Consider the following 17,068-nt stretch of genomic DNA (forward strand, 5'->3'; position numbering starts at 1 on the left):
CATGAATCATACTTGGGCAACACTGAAAAAAATCGGTCATTATTTGCTTCATCAACGCGCTAAGCTGATTACAGTTATTATTCTAACGATAGCGGCGGCAGGGCTTACGCTGGCGGGTCCTTATTTGCTTGGAATGGCACTCGATGATTATATTGTTGCGAAGCAATACGAGGGTCTCCTGCAGCTATGCTTGCTCATGCTCGCGGTATATGCGGGAGGAAGCTTGGTCGGCTGGCTGCAGGCCTATTTCTTGGCAGAGGTATCGCAGCGAACGGTATGGAGCTTGCGCAAAGATCTATTCAGCCACGTGCAGAAGCTGCCTATCCCTTTCTTCGCCAGCAGGAACCACGGTGAGCTGATGAGCCGCACAACGAACGATATCGATAATGTAACGAATACGCTTAATCAAAGCTTGATCCAAATTATTTCGAGCGTCATTATGCTCATCGGTTCTTTCACGATGATGCTCCTGTTAAACGGCTGGCTTACACTGGTAGCGCTTATCGTCATTCCGGTTATCGTATTTGTATCGAAAAAGATCGCGAAGGTGACGAAGCGGCAGTTCAAAGGACAACAGCAGGAGCTGGGCGGTCTTAACAGCTTTATTGAGGAGACGGTGTCCGGTCAGAAGGTCGTAGCGCTGTTCCATCAGGAGGAACGGATGGCCGAGCAGTTCGCAGCTGCCAATGCAAAGCTGAAGAAGGTCGGGATCAAAGCGCAAATCTACTCGGGCACGATGGGACCGTTCATGAATATGTTCGGCCATATCAGCTACTTGATCATAGCAGGCGTCGGAGGCTGGCTTGCCGTTCATGATCAGGCAACCGTCGGCGTGATTATTAGCTTTCTCGGTTATTCGAGGCAATTTAGCGGCCCTCTTAATGAAGTCGCCAACCAATATAATTTAATTCAGTCGGGGATTGCGGGAGCCGAGCGCGTATTCGAAATGATGGAGACGCCGTCGGAATACGAAGCGGAAGGCAAAGCTGCCGTGATGGGTACCATTGCAGGTAAGGTAGAGTTCCGCGATGTGCGGTTCGAATACAAGGATGGAACGGCTGCGCTGCAGAACATTAGCTTTACGGCAAAGCCTGGAGAGACGATTGCGTTGGTAGGCCCGACAGGAGCAGGAAAGACAACGATCATTAATCTCATCGGACGATTCTTCGAGATCAAGAGCGGTCAAATCTTGATTGATAACGAGGATATTCGCGAGGTGGACAAAAATAGCTTAAGAAGTCAGCTGGGGATCGTTCTCCAGGATGCACATCTGTTCACAGGCACTATTCGCGAGAATATCCGCTACGGTCGGCTGGATGCGACTGACGAAGAGGTCGAAGCAGCGGCTTTGCAAGCGAATGCGGATAGCTTTATTGCCAAGCTGCCGCATGGCTACGACACGGAACTTACAGCAGAGGGAGGCAATGTAAGCCATGGTCAGCGCCAGCTGATCACGATTGCGCGCGCCATATTGGGCGATCCCGCGCTCCTTATCTTGGACGAAGCGACGAGCAGTGTGGATACGCTTGCCGAGCTGCAAATTCAAGAAGCCATGAAGAAGCTGCTCAAGGGACGGACCAGCTTCGTGATTGCCCATCGTCTAAGCACGATTCGGCATGCGAACCAGATTCTCTTTATTAAAGACGGCCAAATCGCAGAGCGCGGCAATCATGAGGAGCTGCTTGCCCGAAGAGGACTCTACTATGAGCTGCACGGCAATACATTTTTACAAAACGCTTAGCTTCCCATGCTCATATTGAAGAATTGATTGTGGTACAATGAGACGAGTGCAACGATTAGGAGATGACAAACGATGAGTGAGCAATTAAATGAGCAAGAGCTTGTGAAGCATATAGCGAGCGTAACAAACGCAGATGAGCAGTTGATCAAGCTGGTATTGAAGCATGAGGCAGCGTTCATCAACAATGCAAAGGAAGACAAAAACGGCGAGGTGGAAATTGACGGCGACGAGCTGGTTGATTATGTGCTAAGCCGTCCGGACGTGAAGTCGAATGAGCTTGTTGTGGAATCCATTCTGGATACGGAAATGGAATATCTGATGGACAAGGGACTTGCCGGTTACGTGGATTAATAAACGGTCAAGCTAGTATGAAGAAGCTGCCCAGGGCGAGAAGTCGCCAAGGGCGGCTTTTTTAATATATAGGAAAGTATATCATTTCTTTTCTCTATATTTCTACGCGAAACGTAAGCTTAACCGCCAGAGGACGGCTTCAGCCGTTTACGCTTGTGCCATAGTGCTTGGCTAATGATGAGAAAATGCGCATACTCCCATTTATTCCCGGGAATACTCACTCATGGGGTGATGGAATGGAAAAGAACATCGTTGATCGACCGGCAGGAGAAACGGATCAGTTGGACAAGAGGCTGAAGCTCAATATCGATCGATTGCAGCAGGCAACGGGTCAAAGCCCTGATTATGTGATCCGGCACTATGTTAGGGACAAGGAACCATGCTTAACGGCAGCTGTCGCATACAACGCCAACCTCTCCAATCGCCAAGCCATCGATGATGCAATCGCCCATATGTTTGATGAGAACAGGCTCTTTGCCCCGGAGCAAAAGGAGCACCACAACCGATTGCATTGGCTGATGCTGCAAGCTTCGCTAGTAGGCAGCGCAGCTAAATCGTCAAACTGGAAAGCAGTTATTCGAGCGGTCGTTTCGGGAGACATGATTATATTTCTCGAAGGAAGTAGCGAAGCGATTATTGTATTCGCTCAGGGCATGGAATGGCGCACCATTACGGAGCCTACGACGCAGGTTACGATCAGGGGACCAAAGGACAGCTTTACGGAATCGCTGAGCACGAATGTTTCCTTAGTAAGGCGCCGTGTTAAAAACGAAAGCCTGTGGCTTGAAATGTTTTCGATCGGCCAAATAACGGAGACGGATGTTGCAATGATGTACGTACATGGCATTGCTGACGAGAGTATCGTAGAAGAGCTCCGCAGACGATTGCATGAGATTCGCGAGGATGGCATTCTGGAATCCGGCACAATTGAGAAGCATTTGCAGGATAAGAAGCTGACACCGTTCCCGACGCTTTACAATACCGAACGACCAGACAGCGTTGTCGGCCATCTGATGGATGGTCGAATAGCTATTATTGTTGACGGGACGCCATTCGTGCTCATGGCCCCCGTTACTTTTTTTCAGTTTTTCCAATCGGTCGAAGATTTTTACCAGCTATCCGATATCGGCGTTCTCATTCGGCTTTTACGTTATGTAGGTTATCTGATTTCACTGCTGCTCCCAGCTTTATATATTGCTGCGATGACGTTTCACCAGGAAATGATTCCGACTCCGCTGCTTATCAGTCTGGTCGCACAGCGGGAAGGCGTTCCATTCCCGGTTATTATTGAAGCACTGCTTATGGAGCTGAGCTTCGAGCTGATGAGGGAAGCGGGCGTTCGAATGCCTAGGGCGGTTGGACAAGCTGTTTCTATTGTAGGGGCCTTAATATTGGGACAAGCAGCTGTACAGGCCGGAATCGTATCTGCGGCAATGGTCATTATCGTGGCCGCGACGGGCATTGCTAGCTTTACTGCACCGGCGTTCAACATCGCCATATCCGTACGCATCCTTCGATTTGTCCTTATGATTCTGTCTAGCGTTTTCGGCTTGTTTGGCATATTGATCGGCTTATTTATTCTGACGGCCCATTTGTCCAGCCTGAAATCGATCGGTTTGCCGTATTTTACATTCCAATTCAAGCGTGGACAAGGAAAAGGATGAGCATGAGGAACAGACTCGTATACATGCTGATTTTGATGGTTGCTGCATTGCCGATGACAGGCTGCTGGAACAGCAGGGAGCCTAAGCAGCTTGCTATCGTTATGGCGCTCGGCATCGACAAAGCACCCGGGAACAAATATAAAGTATCCTTTCAAATCGCGAATTCAGGGCAGGTGGCGCCGGGAATCGTTGCAGGCGGCAGCACATATGGCGCTCCGGTCATGGTTTATAGCGGAACGGGAAGCTCTATTTATGAAGCGATAAGGAAAACATCCCGCTCGGTGCCGCGACAGCTGTTTTTTGCGCATATCCGTCTTGTTGTCATTGGCGAGTCGCTTGCGAAGTCAGGCATGCAGGAAATCTTCGATTTCTTTGACCGGTCTCGCGAAACGCGGCTAACGGCTATGGTGCTGATAGCGCGTGGAGGTGATGCGGAGCAGGCGGTTCGAACGCTCACCCCGTTGGAGAAGCTTCCAGCTAATGCCGTTATGGGGAAGATGATGCACAGCTCGCGCCTATGGTCGGAAAATTTCACCGTATATATTGATGATGTCATTAACATGATGGTGTCGGAAGAGAATGTGCTCCTTATAAGCGGCGTTAAGCTCGCAGGGGATAAGGGAATGTCGGCAAAGAAAGAGAATGTGGAGCAGACGAACCCGGCAGCCATTCTGAACATTAGCGGCATGGCGGTCATGCAGGAGGGGAAGCTCAAAAAATGGCTGGACGGGCGATTAGCGCGAGGCGTAATCTGGGCACGGAACAAAATGGAAAGCTCCGTCATGACGATTGATGCTATGGGCAAACCAAAGTCCGTCAGCATCGAGGTAAGCAGGGGGAAAACGAAGGTGAAGACACAGTTCGCTAATGGTCAGCTGCGCTTTCACTTTCATATCGATGCAGAAGGCTTCATTACGGAGCTCCAGGTTCCCTTTGATATGACGAAACCCGGCGGCATAGATAGCATGGAGAAGGAATGGGCCGAAACCATTCGCGATGAGGCGGAAGCAGCGATCAAGCAGGCTCAGTCGGAAAAGTGCGATATGCTCGGTTTAGGGCAAATGCTCAGGCGCGAACATCCAAAACAATGGAATAAGCGGAAGGACGATTGGAATAACGTATTTGCGGATAGTGAGATAACGGTAACCGTACATACTGAGATCCGTCATCAAGGCTTGCGGAATAAATCCTATTTGAGCAATATATCGAAATAAACGATCAAAGGTGATTGCTTATGGAAACAGGTAAAATGAGCAAGCTTCAATTGTTCAGCGTCATGGTCATGTTCGAATTGGGAGGGGTAATAGCGCTAGGCATTGGCGGCAACGCCAAGCAGGACACTTGGCTCGCTATTCTACTCGGTCTCGTTCCGGGTCTCTGCATCCTGTTCGTGTACGGAAAGCTCTATACCCTCTATCCCAAGGATACCTTAACCACCTTTATTCCCAAAATAGTCGGGCCATACCTAGGGAAGCCGCTTGTTTTTATTTACAGCGTCCACTTCATGTATCAAGCAGTCCGCAATTTCCGTGGGATAGGCAATGTCATGTCTATTGCAGTGTATGACGAAACGCCACTCATTGCTTTGCTTGCGTTGATGGGGATTGCATTGATGTATATCGTTTACCAGGGGATTGAAGCGATGTCGCGTACAATTGTGACCTTTCTGATCGTCATGGCCATACTAGGCGTCATCGGCAACTTATTCGTCGTTTTTTCAGGCATCATCGATGTGAAGAACTTGCTCCCGATTCTCGAGAATGGATGGAAGACGGTCATAAATACGATACCGCTAACTTATTTTTTGCCCTATGCCGAGCTGGTTGTCGTCCTTATGTTTTTCCCTAATGTGCAAGCAGCAAGCACCCGGCCTGTCGTAAGAATAGCTGCTCTTGCGGCAGTTTTCTCCGGTTTTGTGCTTAGTTATACCATGGCGCTCAACACGGCCGTGCTGGGACCGGACCTGCTTAGCCGTTCAACGATCCCGCTGCTTGCCACCACATCCAAAATCAATATAGGCGACTTCATTCAGAAAACGGACGGCATATCCTTATCGACGCTGGTCATTAGTTATTTTTTCAAAGCCGTTGTGTACTTCTACGCTGCCGTTGCGGCAGTATCGGATTTGTGGAATTTGAAGGGTATCCGGCAGATTGTTGTCCCGATAGGCATGATTGTCTTTTTCTCCTCGATCATGATTGCGGAGAATGCAGTGGAGAATTATATTGAAGGATATGTGATTAATCCTTACGTGGCGTTTCCTTTCCAGACGGCGATCCCCATTGTGCTGTTAATCGTTGCATGGATGCGGAAGAAGCGAGCAGCTGCTTGATGCTCGGGGCGAACATGCTGACAATTAGAATGAGCAGGGCAGTTAATAGAACGATATACTCCGTGCTGCTCAGCATAATGAAATACGTGCCAAGGCTGAGCCATGCCTCGCTGTAGGTCATGCCATCAAGCAGGTTCATCATATAATCGTATAGAAAATTCGCGATTGCGTAGACGATGACGAGGACTGGCAGTTTCATGGAAAGCCTCCTTTTTCTATGATTGACATGTCCTTATTGTGGCGGATTCAGGTGTTGGATATGCGGCGCTTGCATGAAACAAAATCGATTCCTTTTTGAAAAAATCCTATTTTTGTGCTAAAGTCAAAGGATAGAATGTTGAAAAGACGGAGGTTGAACTGTTGGCAAAGGTACATAAGGGGTTATCATTTTTAGAAATTTTCAAGCGGTTTATATTTATAACGATTGGATCAGTTCTAATGGGCGTAGCCTTGGAATTGTTCCTCGTACCGAACAACGTGATCGATGGCGGTATTGCTGGTATTTCGATCATGCTTGCTCATTTGACGCCACTGCCCCTGGGCGTTTACTTGTTTATCGTAAACGTACCGTTTCTCATCCTCGGTTATAAGCAAATCGGCAAAACATTTGCGATCTCAACGCTATACGGCATTATCGTAATGTCGGTGACCACATCGCTTCTGCACCATGTGGACGCCTTTACGGAAGAGAAGCTGCTGGCGGTATTGTTCGGCGGGCTAATCCTCGGCGCTGGCGTAGGTCTTGCCATTCGGTTCGGCGGATCGCTCGACGGCGTGGAAATCGTTTCGATTCTCATATCCAAAAAGATGCGCATGCCCGTAGGACAAATTATTATGATTTTCAATGTTGTCATTTTCGTAGTGGCAGGCTTTGTGTTTGAATGGGATTCGGCCATGTATTCCATGTTTACATACTATATCGCTATCAAGTTGATTGACATCGTTGTAGAAGGTCTTGATGAGTCCAAATCGGTTACGATTATTTCGGCGGAATACGAAGAAGTATCGCAGGCCATTATTGATCGATTGGGACGGAGCACGACACTGATTCAAGCGCGCGGCGGCTATTCGAAGGATGAGACACAAATGATCTATTGCGTCGTTTCCCGTCTCGAGCTGGCTAAGCTCAAAGCGATTGTGCAATCCATTGATGAGAATGCGTTTATCGCCATTGAGCATGTATCCGACGTGATGGGCGGCGGGTTCAGCAAAGGCAGTATCCACTAACGTTGGCTAAATAAAAAGTCCGGCTGCGTCGCCAAAGCGATGCCAAGCCGGACTTTTTTGTTCGAATATAAGACTTTATAAGTATCACGCGATAAAGTAGCGAGAAGCGGATACCCTCCTTTTGCGAGGACGGCGAAGCCGTTTCTTCTTGTCGAATCACAAGCTTGAAGCAGCTGACGTGTCATCGGCGGTTCTTGCCAGTCCCTTATCCTTCACTCCCAGCAGGAAGAGAAGGGCAATAACCATTCCTCCTGAAGAGAAATAAAATAAGATCGAGTAGCCCATTAAATCAATTAGACCGCCCATCAGCGGAGGAGAAGCGATAGCCGCGAGCGATGAAATCAAATAATAGATGCCGGTACGCGTGCCGATGCTTTTCTCTTTCCCAAGCGAAATGATAAACGGATAGGAATTGATGTTGATCATTGCCCAGCAAATGCCGCCGGCGAGCAGCAGCAAGCGAAGGGGGAGCAGCGCATCCACGAACGAAATCGCGGCAAAAATGACGATGAGGCCAATAACGCCAATGGAAATGATTCTTTTTTTGCCAAAGCGGCTTCCTAGGAGCCCGCTTGGAATAGCGGCAAGTACAAATGCGAGCGAGAAAAAGGCTAGAGAGAATGAAGACTGCCCCTCCGTTAGGTTAAGATGATTTTTCCCATATAAGGTGAACAAGGCTTCAACCCCTTGATAGGACAGAAACCAGAAGAAAATCGCTCCCAATAGAAAAAGCGTCGGACGGTTTAATTGGCTTTTAAACGAAATTTTCTCTTGTTTTTCCAAAGGAACATCAGAGACAGCGTCTCTCCTCTCTTTGATCGACAGGAGGAGAATGCAAAGACAAATCAGCGTCAGTATGGAAGCCGTTAGGAACGGGAGGGAGTGATGTTTCTCATAGAGGATGGCCCCGCCGCCGAAAGCGAGTATGGAACCGATCCCTCCCATGAAGTTAATGACTCCGTTCGCTTGCGTTCGCTTGCTTCCAGGCGTAATGTCCGGCATCAGAGCGACGGTCGGAGAGCGGTAGAGGCTCATGGATAAGTTCATGAGCACCATGAACAGCACCAATGTAAGCAAGCTGGTATGCCAAGGAATAAGCGCGCCGAATAGTGCAGCAAGCGGCATGCCGATGAGCAGATAAGGCATTCGTTTGCCTAGGGTGCTTTTCGTATGGTCGCTGCGCTTGCCGATCCATGGCTGCAGAAACAAGGCAAAATAGTTGTCGATCGTCATCATGAAGCCAATGAGAAAGGTGCTCGTAAGAAACTTATCCAAAAAGAACGGAACAAATGCGTTATAAAGAGCCCATGTAATGCTGATGCTGAAAAAACCAAACCCGAGCAGCCATGTTTTTTTCATTCCGCTTACGCCCCTCTCCTTGTCAGCACCTCGGTTAGACGATCAGGGAAATCGGTTATGATGCCGGCAGCGCCAGCATTGATTAGCTGTTCCATCTCTGCCGTATCATTGACGGTAAAGGGGTGGTAGGCGATGCCGTGCGCGGCTGCTTCTGCTATCCATTCGGGCGTTACGGCATATTTGTAGGCATGAAGGGCTTCTGCCTGCAGCGAAGCTGCATATTCCCAAGGGCGGTAAAGACCCTCCATATACAACACGCCAGTACGGATCTCAGGCGCAAGCTGCTTGCAACGCACAAGCGAATAATGGTTGAAGCTTGAGATAATGACGCGTTCCTCCATGCGGTAGGCGCGAACGAGAGCAATGACCTTTTCTTCCATTCCAGCATAGGGGAAGATGCCGTTTTTCAGTTCAATGTTGAGAATGGCTTCCGCTTGCTGCAGCAAATCAAGCAGCTGCTCCAACGTCGGAATGCGCTCCGATTGGAATGCTGGCGCGAACCAGCTTCCGGCATCCAGCGAAGCAAGCTCGTCATAATCGGTATCCTTCACGAGTTTGTTCAGCCCTGCGGTGCGTGCCAAGGATTCATCATGGATGACGACTATGCGTCCGTCTTTGGTCAATTGAACGTCGGTTTCAATACCTGTAGCGCCAAGTTCAAGTGCCTTCTGAAAGGCGGCAAGCGTATTCTCGGGGCAGCAGCCGCTTGCGCCGCGGTGGGCAAAATTAATAATGTTAGGGATAGGAGTTCCTCCTCACTTTGTTGGACAAACCTAGGCGAAGCGGTAATAAATGAGCACGAAAGTCGCGAGTACAAAAATAAAGTTAAGCGAGACGAATACCATCTGGTCGACTACCGTGCGATGCATGGAGACAGGCGGCTTGTAGAAGCTGGCTCCCTCAATAATAAACAGGATGAGTACGATATGGATCATGTAATGCCCCGCAAGCTCCATCATGCCAAACAGCATCGTAGTAGAGATGAAGATAAGCGTCAATACGACGGACAGCAGACGGTTCAATATGCCCACGACAAGCAAGTAACCGACTACAAATTCAATGAAGCCGGCCATGACAATGAATACGGCGGGTTCAAAGCCGAAGGTGGGTACCTGGTGGTTGACAATAATATCTTCCGCCATAGTGGGATAGATCCATTTCTCCACCGCTACCCAGCAAAGCGAAAGACCTGTTCCCAAGTATAGCAAAGGGAAACCCCATCTTGACTCCTTGGTTCTCTCCAGAAGGAGTACGCCGATAATAGCCAGATAGAATCCGTAATCCAGCATGTGGAATAGCCCAGCTTCTATGCCTGTATCAATGAATAATACAAGCATGGCGAGCGCGCCAATCTTCGTTGCATAATGATGCGGTATAAGCAGCAGTACAATCGCGGTCCACATGAGAAAGGTTTGCCAGCCGCCCGTCAGCTCGAACTCGAGTGCGAAAAGCGTGCCGGAAGCTGCTTGGATAAGCAGTGATGCGGCTGTTCCGTATTTCAGGATGAACATGGAGTATTTTCTTAGCTTATCGAGCTCGCTGTCAATACGGGTGGACAGCTTGGATTTGGATAGCGCCGGCAGCAGCTGGGTTAGGACGGCAAGCAGCACCGCAACGAATACAGCAAGCGTCATGAAGAATGGAGAAAGGACGGCGGCGATCGATTCTTTCTCGGCGATGACGTCTGTAAACCATTTGACATGAGCATAATAATCCATAGTTGTCTTTCCTCCGATTAGTCATTTTTTACAGTTGTGTTTACGAGGATCGTAGCATATTGTTTCCTACAATTAAAGCTTCTGTTCATTAATCTAAAAACAAAATATAAAAAGGGGTTTACATACCCCTTGGGGGTATGCTATTCTAAGTTCAGAAACAGATACCCCATGGAGGTATGTAGGATGAACAATAGCATTTCAGGTCAAGAGGTTCATGAGCATGCCGGTACAGCATGCCACGATCCGGCAGCACCGCGGAAGAGCCATCACTCGGAGCAGACGAAGGATAATTTAACGAAACGCCTGAATCGCATTGAAGGGCAAATACGCGGGGTCAAGGCGATGATCGAGAAGGATACGTATTGCGACGACGTGCTGAATCAGATCGCTGCCGCGCAATCGGCATTGAACAGCGTAGGCAAGCTGCTGCTTGAAGGCCATTTGAAAAGCTGTGTTGTGGAACGCATTCAAGCGGGCGAGAGCGAAGTCATTGACGAGCTTCTGATTACGGTTAACAAACTAATGAAATAAGAGAGGGGAAATATAGGATGGCAAATGCAGTATTGAAGGTAGAGGGAATGACATGCGGACACTGTGTCAGCGCGGTAGAGAAAGCAGTAGGCCAAACGGGAGCTGTTGGCAAGGTCGACTTGGCAAGCAAGAAGGTGTCTGTGGAATACGATGAAGGCAAAGTAACGATTGAAGCTGTAAAAGCAGCGATTGAGGATCAAGGCTACGACGTCGTGTAAGGCATAAGCACATTATATGGTATGTAGAGGCTGAGTGAAGCCTCTCTTTTTTTACAAAATCATATACCCCAATGGGGTATATTGTCAGCGGGTGACCAAGGATGAATAAACAAACGACTATACAAATAACAGGAATGACATGCGCAGCCTGCGCCAATCGAATCGAGAAAGGTCTCAACCGGATGGAAGGCGTCGAAGCAAACGTCAATCTGGCGCTTGAGCGTGCATCCGTACATTATGATCCACTGATAACCGACGATGCCAAGCTGGAGCAGAAAATTATCGACTTGGGTTATGGAACGATTAAACAAACGGATGATTCTGTTGACACCGCGGCAGATTACAAGAAGCAAGAGATTAGAAAACAGCAGCTTCGACTTAGTATTGCCGTGCTTCTATCATTGCCGCTGCTATGGGCGATGGCGGGCCACTTCTCTTTAACAAGCTTCTTGCCCGTACCCATGCTGTTCATGAATGCTTGGTTCCAGCTGGGGCTTGCTGCGCCTGTCCAGTTTATTATAGGCTGGCCTTTCTATGTAGGAGCATACAAGGCGCTGCGCAGCGGCTCTGCCAACATGGACGTGCTCGTTGCGCTCGGAACGTCTGCGGCGTTCTTCTACAGTTTGTACGAAACGCTGCGAACCTTGAACCCAGCCGGTCACGGCGCTCATGAGGCAGAGCTTTATTATGAGACAAGCGCAGTATTAATCACACTCATTGTACTTGGGAAGCTGCTTGAGGCACTAGCGAAAGGCAGATCCTCCGAAGCGATCAAGACGCTGATGGGGCTGCAGGCGCCAATGGCCCTCGTTGTCCGGGAAGGCGTTGAATACCGCATCCCGACTACGGAGGTTATCGCGGGGGATATACTGCTAGTAAAGCCGGGCGAAAAAGTTCCGGTTGACGGTATCGTGCTGGATGGCGCCTCGACGGTTGACGAATCGATGCTAACTGGCGAAAGCATGCCAATCGACAAGCGTCAAGGGGATGAACTAATCGGCGCGACAATCAATAAAAATGGTGCGCTGCGGATGCAAGCGACTAAGGTAGGCAAGGAGACGGCGCTTGCGCAAATCATTCGGGTTGTCGAGGATGCACAAGGCTCGAAGGCGCCTATTCAGCGGGTAGCCGATCGAATTTCCGGCATATTCGTTCCGATTGTGACGGTATTGGCGGTCATTGCTTTTGGGGTATGGTATGTGATCATCGAACCGGGAGATCTGGGCAACGCGCTGGAGAAAGCAATCGCGGTGCTCGTTATTGCGTGTCCCTGTGCGCTGGGACTTGCGACACCGACTTCCATTATGGCAGGATCGGGCCGGGCCGCCGAGCTGGGCGTCTTATTCAAAGGCGGAGAGCATCTGGAGAGCACCCATCGGATCGACACGGTCGTCCTCGACAAGACGGGAACCGTAACAAAGGGAAAACCGGAATTAACCGATATTCGCGTGGCAGCGGGTTATGACGAGGCGCGGCTGCTTAGCTGGGTTGGATCCGCGGAGAAAAGCTCCGAGCATCCGGTTGCCGAGGCGCTTGTCGCAGGAATTAAAAGACGTTCGATCGAACTGCCGGAAGCGGAGCAGTTCGAAGCGGTTCCAGGCTTCGGCATTGAGGCAGTGGTAGAGGGTGAACGGCTGCTGATCGGTACGAAAAGGCTGATGGAGAAGCATGGCGTTGACATCAAGGCTATTGAGGCAGAACAGCAGAGGCTGGAATCGGAGGGCAAGACGGTTATGCTCATCGCCGTGAATGGTTTGTATGCAGGGCTTGCTGCGGTAGCGGATACGGTGAAGGATACATCCGCAGAAGCGGTTGCCCGCATGAAGGCAATGGGGCTTGAAGTCATTATGCTGACCGGAGACAATGCTCGAACCGCGCAGGCGATTGCTAGAGAAGTAGGCATCGAGCGGGTCGTAGCCGAGGTATTGCCGGAGCAGAAAGCAAAGGCGGTACAGGAGCTGCAGGCAGAGGGCCGCAAGGTTGCAATGGTTGGCGATGGCATGAATGACGCTCCCGCATTGGTGGCCGCTGATATCGGCATGGCAATCGGCGGCGGAACCGATGTAGCGATCGAGGCTGCAGATATTACGCTGATGCGCGGCGATTTGAACAGCATAGCGGACGCGATCCGGATGAGCCGGGTTACGATGGCGAACATTAAACAAAATCTGTTCTGGGCACTGGCTTACAATGTAATCGGCATACCGATCGCTGCTGCGGGTTTTCTTGCACCGTGGCTGGCAGGAGCAGCGATGGCATTAAGCTCGGTATCGGTTGTTCTGAATGCGCTCAGGCTGCAAAGGATGAGATAAGAGACGATGATGGCTAAGGAATGGGTATCGGTCAACAAATATCGCAAGGGAACGACAGCTGCAGCTATTATTCTGCTGGGCTTGCTCGCGACTGGCTGCGGAAGCGCGTCAAAGGATGAGCATGCGCAGCATGCGGCAAGCAATCAAGCGAAAGCAAATGATGAGCATCGCAATCACTCCGCAAGCGGTGATGCAAGTACAGCGGGTAATCAGGGCGAGCATAGCGGGCATGGCGCCAGCGATGAGGAAGCAACGGCCGCAGATGTCCGCTTGGAATGGCGGTATTCGCCAGAGCGGCCAGAGCTGGGCGAAAAGACAAAGGTTGAATTGTTCTTATATGACTCAGGCGGGAAGCCAATCGAGAAATACGATGTGAACCATGAGAAGCTGATGCACCTTATCGTCGTTAGCGAGGATATGTCAGAGTTCATGCATATCCATCCCGACTATGTTGGCAAAGGAAAATTTGAGGTGCATGCAGCTTTTCCCAAAAGCGGTTCGTACAAGCTGTTTGCCGATTTTATTCCTACGGGTTCCTCGCAGTTGACGGTGACGTCAACAATAAAAACAGCAGGCTCCAAGGAAGCGGAAATACCGGTAGTGAAGGATGAGGAGCTGGCGAAATCGCTAGAAGGCGTTAAGGTAACACTGGATGTGTCTACTTTTAAATCAGGAGTGGACGTAGATCTGACCTTTACGCTAAGCGATGAGAAAACGAAGGAGCCGATTACCGACTTAGAGCCTTATTTGGGAGCGATCGGGCATGTCGTCATTCTGAATAAGGATCTCAGCCGTTATCTGCATGTTCATCCGACAGACGATAATGGAAGCGGGCCTACCGCCCAGTTTTCTACAAGCTTCCCTGAGCCCGGTATTTATAAGATATGGGGTCAATTCCAGCGCGGCGGGAAAACCTTTATCGTTCCATTCACGGTGGAAGCTGAATAAGCGAGGACAACATTAGTTTATAGGATGATCGAAAGAGAGAGCAGCGCCCGTCTGATAAGACGAATGCGCTGCTCTCTTGGATGTTTTATACAGCTTGCAGTCCTGCTTGGTTGAGGAGGTTCCATGGCTTATTGTAATGCGGCTGGAAGAAGAAATCCACGAAGCTTAGTTCGTCCATCGTCATGTTGTTCTGGATGCAAACCGAGAGTGTATTGATCGACTGTGTCAGATCGATCTTCGACAGTACCTGTGCGCCGACTATTCGGCCGCTATCTGCCTCGTAAACGACCTTCAGCGTAAACTGCTCATAGGTTGGCATAAACTCAGGGCGATAGTTATCAATGATTGTGACTTTTTTCACATTCATGCCCGCAGCGAGGGCAGCCACCTCTGTCATGCCAGTCGAAGCGATATTGTAATCGTAGATTTTGATACCCGATGTGCCTTGTGTTCCGAGATAGCGTACCGTTGGCTGCATCAGATTACGTGCAACGAGCGTTCCCATACGGACAGCATTGGTAGCAAGCGGGATATAAGCATTCTGTCCGGTCGGATTATAATGAACGGCGCAGCTGTCACCGGCTGCGAATACGTCCGGCTTGCTCGTTCTCATATAGTCGTCGACGATGATTGCTCCGTTCGGCAGCATTTCGACTTGACCCTTCAACAACTCGGTGTTCGGACGGAATCCGATGCAAAGCACGACCAAATCAGCTTCGTATCTGCCTGCATCCGTTACAACGGTGGTCACTTGTCCAGCAGTCCCCTCGAACGAAGTAACGGTCTGTCCAGTTGCAATGGTAATGCCTTTATCGATGAGTGCCGCCTGAGTCAGGTCGGTAAACTCACGGTCCAAGTATTTGTAGAGTATGCGCTCCATATTGTCGATCAGAGTAACCTGCTTGCCAAGCTGCTCAAATGCTTCGACGAGCTCGATACCGATGTAGCCTGCTCCAATGACGGCAATCCGATTGGCGGTTTTAGCTTTCTCGATTATCGTTTGCGAATGGCTGTAGTTTTTGCATAATACGATATTTTCGAGATCAATGCCTTCCATCTGCGGAATGATCGGCCACGAGCCGGTCGTTACGACTAGCTTGTCGTAGGTATTCGTAAATTCCTCCCCTGTTGCGAGGTTTCGAACTTGCATTTCTTTCGCATCGGTATCTATGGTAAGCACATCGTGGCGCATTTTCGTAATGACGCCAAGCGTGGCAAGCTGTTCAGGCGAAGCGTAGAACAGCTTTTCGGCGTCTTTCACGACGCCGCCGACATGAAGGGCGATTCCGCACGATAGAAACGAGATATTATCATTGCGTTCGTATACGGTAATACGAGCGTCTGGGTATAGCTTAGCCATCTGGGTAATCGCGGCGGTACCTGCGTGAGTGCATCCAATTACTGCTATATTCATTGTCATAAAAAACGCCTCCTATTTGTAGGTGTAAGAGCCGAGCTGCGATACAGCTGCTCTTTACAACGTGAATTTTTTCACAACCAACGATACAATGTGAAAACATTCACAACCTTTTCTTGCTTTTATCATATGCTTTTTTGAAACGGATGACAAGGGCAAATGATGCATGATTTCGATTTTTGTTTAAATAGTCTGACGATTCGTCACCGTTTTGCAACAAATCTAAAGCAGCGGCAGATAAGTCGTTTCTATTGCCCTTATGCGAAATGTAGCATGAACGACAGTTATAATGCCCATCGTTAGCAGCCTGCCATTTCCATTCTGGGATGATTTGATTTACACTCTTATCAAAGTAAGAAAAGATGGAGGAGGTCTTCCAATGACATTAAACTACGAGGATAAACATGTACTAATCACGGGTGCCGGCGCAGGCATCGGCCGAGCGTTGGCGCTAGCTTACGCGGAGCAGGGAGCGCTGCCTATACTCGCGGATCGAGATGAAGATGGGCTCGAAAAAACAGGATTGCTGCTGGAGGAAGCGGGTTATCATTCTTTATCCATCCAGGCGGATATGAGCAAGCCCGAGGAAATTGCGAAACTGCTGAAGGACGTGGAGACACTAGTAGGCAGACTGGACATTCTCATTAATAATGCAGGCTTTGGCATATGGAAATCCCCCTATGAGCTGGATATCGAGGAATGGGACAGCGTTGTAAATACGAATTTGCGCGGGACGTTTGTATGCTCTCGGGAAGCGGCGAAGCTTATGCGTACAACTGGCGGCGGGGCGATCGTCAACATTTCCTCCACGAGGGCCATGATGTCAGAGCCGAATTCCGAAGCTTACGCCGCATCAAAGGGAGGCATATTGTCGCTTACGCATGCAATGGCTGTGTCGCTTGGGCCTGACCGGATCACCGTTAACGCGATTTGTCCCGGCTGGATAGAAAACGGCGATTACGGCAAGCTGCGCGAGGAGGATCACGCACAGCATCCGTCTCAGCGTGTAGGCAGGCCGGAGGACATTGCGCGCGCATGTCTATATTTGACCGATCCGCATAATGACTTCGTAACAGGTACGCATATAACGATCGACGGCGGAATGACGAGAAAAATGATTTACGAGGAATAGCTACCGCACAAATATATCTATGGAAAATCAAAGCTTGGAAGGGCGATTCTCAGACATCCGATATGGTGGAGCCTTCCTGCGGTGCAAAGCGAGCGGTTCATGTCGTAGATATAGCGTG

General features: G+C 49.7%; 16 protein-coding genes. 11 read left to right on the forward strand and 5 right to left on the reverse strand.

From position 1 onward, the window contains the following. Position 1 precedes the first annotated feature (1 nt). The 5 genes from FHS16_RS25435 to FHS16_RS25455 all read left to right on the forward strand — a co-directional run bounded on the left by FHS16_RS25435 (position 2) and on the right by FHS16_RS25455 (position 6,088). Positions 2–1,741, forward strand: a complete 1,740-nt coding sequence (locus tag FHS16_RS25435) for an ABC transporter ATP-binding protein (RefSeq protein WP_183569462.1) — start codon at positions 2–4, stop codon at positions 1,739–1,741. A gap of 72 nt (positions 1,742–1,813) precedes the next feature. Further along, positions 1,814–2,092, forward strand: coding sequence for a hypothetical protein (locus FHS16_RS25440; RefSeq protein WP_183569464.1), 279 nt, complete (start codon positions 1,814–1,816; stop codon positions 2,090–2,092). 236 nt (positions 2,093–2,328) lie between these two features. Next, the gene (locus tag FHS16_RS25445) at positions 2,329–3,756 is read left to right on the forward strand and encodes a spore germination protein (RefSeq protein ID WP_183569466.1); all 1,428 of its coding nucleotides are present in this window, start codon (positions 2,329–2,331) and stop codon (positions 3,754–3,756) included. A 2-nt stretch (positions 3,757–3,758) separates the two neighbouring features. After that, a complete protein-coding gene (locus tag FHS16_RS25450) occupies positions 3,759–4,970 on the forward strand; it encodes a Ger(x)C family spore germination protein (protein WP_183569468.1) in 1,212 nt (403 codons plus the stop codon). 20 nt (positions 4,971–4,990) lie between these two features. Next, the gene (locus FHS16_RS25455; RefSeq protein ID WP_183569470.1) at positions 4,991–6,088 is read left to right on the forward strand and encodes a GerAB/ArcD/ProY family transporter; all 1,098 of its coding nucleotides are present in this window, start codon (positions 4,991–4,993) and stop codon (positions 6,086–6,088) included. Here FHS16_RS25455 and FHS16_RS25460 read toward each other — a convergent pair. Then, on the reverse strand, positions 5,997–6,287 hold the full coding sequence (locus FHS16_RS25460; protein ID WP_183569472.1) for a YczF family membrane protein: 291 nt from the start codon (positions 6,285–6,287) through the stop codon (positions 5,997–5,999). The genes FHS16_RS25455 and FHS16_RS25460 overlap by 92 nt on opposite strands. A gap of 161 nt (positions 6,288–6,448) precedes the next feature. On the opposite strand from FHS16_RS25460, the gene FHS16_RS25465 reads away from it, so the two are divergent. After that, positions 6,449–7,315 carry a YitT family protein gene (locus FHS16_RS25465; protein WP_183569474.1) on the forward strand — a complete coding sequence of 289 codons (867 nt, stop codon included), beginning with the start codon at positions 6,449–6,451 and terminating at the stop codon, positions 7,313–7,315. 156 nt (positions 7,316–7,471) lie between these two features. Here the strand turns inward: FHS16_RS25465 and FHS16_RS25470 are convergent, their stop codons facing one another. The 3 genes from FHS16_RS25470 to FHS16_RS25480 are packed head-to-tail and all read right to left on the reverse strand — an operon-like array spanning position 7,472 to position 10,392. Continuing rightward, on the reverse strand, positions 7,472–8,674 hold the full coding sequence (locus FHS16_RS25470) for an SLC45 family MFS transporter (protein ID WP_183569476.1): 1,203 nt from the start codon (positions 8,672–8,674) through the stop codon (positions 7,472–7,474). 5 nt (positions 8,675–8,679) lie between these two features. Continuing rightward, on the reverse strand, positions 8,680–9,417 hold the full coding sequence (locus FHS16_RS25475) for a glycerophosphodiester phosphodiesterase (RefSeq protein WP_183569548.1): 738 nt from the start codon (positions 9,415–9,417) through the stop codon (positions 8,680–8,682). Positions 9,418–9,447: 30 nt separating this feature from the next. Beyond that, on the reverse strand, positions 9,448–10,392 hold the full coding sequence (locus tag FHS16_RS25480; RefSeq protein ID WP_183569478.1) for a DoxX family membrane protein: 945 nt from the start codon (positions 10,390–10,392) through the stop codon (positions 9,448–9,450). Positions 10,393–10,575: 183 nt separating this feature from the next. Between FHS16_RS25480 and FHS16_RS25485 the strand changes: the two genes are divergently transcribed. The 4 genes from FHS16_RS25485 (at position 10,576) to FHS16_RS25500 (ending at position 14,401) form a co-directional block, all read left to right on the forward strand. Beyond that, positions 10,576–10,923, forward strand: a complete 348-nt coding sequence (locus FHS16_RS25485) for a metal-sensitive transcriptional regulator (RefSeq protein ID WP_183569486.1) — start codon at positions 10,576–10,578, stop codon at positions 10,921–10,923. A gap of 17 nt (positions 10,924–10,940) precedes the next feature. Further along, on the forward strand, positions 10,941–11,141 hold the full coding sequence (locus tag FHS16_RS25490) for a copper ion binding protein (protein WP_183569488.1): 201 nt from the start codon (positions 10,941–10,943) through the stop codon (positions 11,139–11,141). Between the two features lie 101 nt (positions 11,142–11,242). Further along, on the forward strand, positions 11,243–13,453 hold the full coding sequence (locus FHS16_RS25495) for a heavy metal translocating P-type ATPase (RefSeq protein ID WP_183569490.1): 2,211 nt from the start codon (positions 11,243–11,245) through the stop codon (positions 13,451–13,453). A 6-nt stretch (positions 13,454–13,459) separates the two neighbouring features. After that, positions 13,460–14,401 (forward strand): DUF8832 domain-containing protein, encoded by a 942-nt coding sequence (locus tag FHS16_RS25500; protein ID WP_246431959.1) that lies wholly within the window; start codon positions 13,460–13,462, stop codon positions 14,399–14,401. Positions 14,402–14,486: 85 nt separating this feature from the next. On the opposite strand, the gene FHS16_RS25505 is transcribed toward FHS16_RS25500, so the two are convergent. Further along, positions 14,487–15,815, reverse strand: coding sequence for an FAD-dependent oxidoreductase (locus tag FHS16_RS25505; protein ID WP_183569552.1), 1,329 nt, complete (start codon positions 15,813–15,815; stop codon positions 14,487–14,489). 382 nt (positions 15,816–16,197) lie between these two features. Here FHS16_RS25505 and FHS16_RS25510 point away from each other — a divergent pair, with 382 nt between their 5' ends. Continuing rightward, a complete protein-coding gene (locus FHS16_RS25510) occupies positions 16,198–16,950 on the forward strand; it encodes an SDR family NAD(P)-dependent oxidoreductase (RefSeq protein WP_183569492.1) in 753 nt (250 codons plus the stop codon). Positions 16,951–17,068: the final 118 nt, after the last annotated feature.

The organism is Paenibacillus endophyticus (genome assembly GCF_014192395.1).
Taxonomy (GTDB): Bacteria; Bacillota; Bacilli; order Paenibacillales; family Paenibacillaceae; genus Pristimantibacillus; species Pristimantibacillus endophyticus.

What these genes read in the sequence shown, in the direction of transcription:
- FHS16_RS25435 (WP_183569462.1), top strand. Translation starts at nt 2, where the DNA reads ATGAATCATACTTGGGCAACACTGAAAAAAATCGGTCATTATTTGCTT.
- FHS16_RS25440 (WP_183569464.1), top strand. Translation starts at nt 1,814, where the DNA reads ATGAGTGAGCAATTAAATGAGCAAGAGCTTGTGAAGCATATAGCGAGC.
- FHS16_RS25445 (WP_183569466.1), top strand. Translation starts at nt 2,329, where the DNA reads ATGGAAAAGAACATCGTTGATCGACCGGCAGGAGAAACGGATCAGTTG.
- FHS16_RS25450 (WP_183569468.1), top strand. Translation starts at nt 3,759, where the DNA reads ATGAGGAACAGACTCGTATACATGCTGATTTTGATGGTTGCTGCATTG.
- FHS16_RS25455 (WP_183569470.1), top strand. Translation starts at nt 4,991, where the DNA reads ATGGAAACAGGTAAAATGAGCAAGCTTCAATTGTTCAGCGTCATGGTC.
- FHS16_RS25460 (WP_183569472.1), bottom strand. Translation starts at nt 6,287, where the DNA reads ATGAAACTGCCAGTCCTCGTCATCGTCTACGCAATCGCGAATTTTCTA.
- FHS16_RS25470 (WP_183569476.1), bottom strand. Translation starts at nt 8,674, where the DNA reads ATGAAAAAAACATGGCTGCTCGGGTTTGGTTTTTTCAGCATCAGCATT.
- FHS16_RS25480 (WP_183569478.1), bottom strand. Translation starts at nt 10,392, where the DNA reads ATGGATTATTATGCTCATGTCAAATGGTTTACAGACGTCATCGCCGAG.
- FHS16_RS25485 (WP_183569486.1), top strand. Translation starts at nt 10,576, where the DNA reads ATGAACAATAGCATTTCAGGTCAAGAGGTTCATGAGCATGCCGGTACA.
- FHS16_RS25490 (WP_183569488.1), top strand. Translation starts at nt 10,941, where the DNA reads ATGGCAAATGCAGTATTGAAGGTAGAGGGAATGACATGCGGACACTGT.
- FHS16_RS25495 (WP_183569490.1), top strand. Translation starts at nt 11,243, where the DNA reads ATGAATAAACAAACGACTATACAAATAACAGGAATGACATGCGCAGCC.
- FHS16_RS25500 (WP_246431959.1), top strand. Translation starts at nt 13,460, where the DNA reads ATGATGGCTAAGGAATGGGTATCGGTCAACAAATATCGCAAGGGAACG.
- FHS16_RS25505 (WP_183569552.1), bottom strand. Translation starts at nt 15,815, where the DNA reads ATGAATATAGCAGTAATTGGATGCACTCACGCAGGTACCGCCGCGATT.
- FHS16_RS25510 (WP_183569492.1), top strand. Translation starts at nt 16,198, where the DNA reads ATGACATTAAACTACGAGGATAAACATGTACTAATCACGGGTGCCGGC.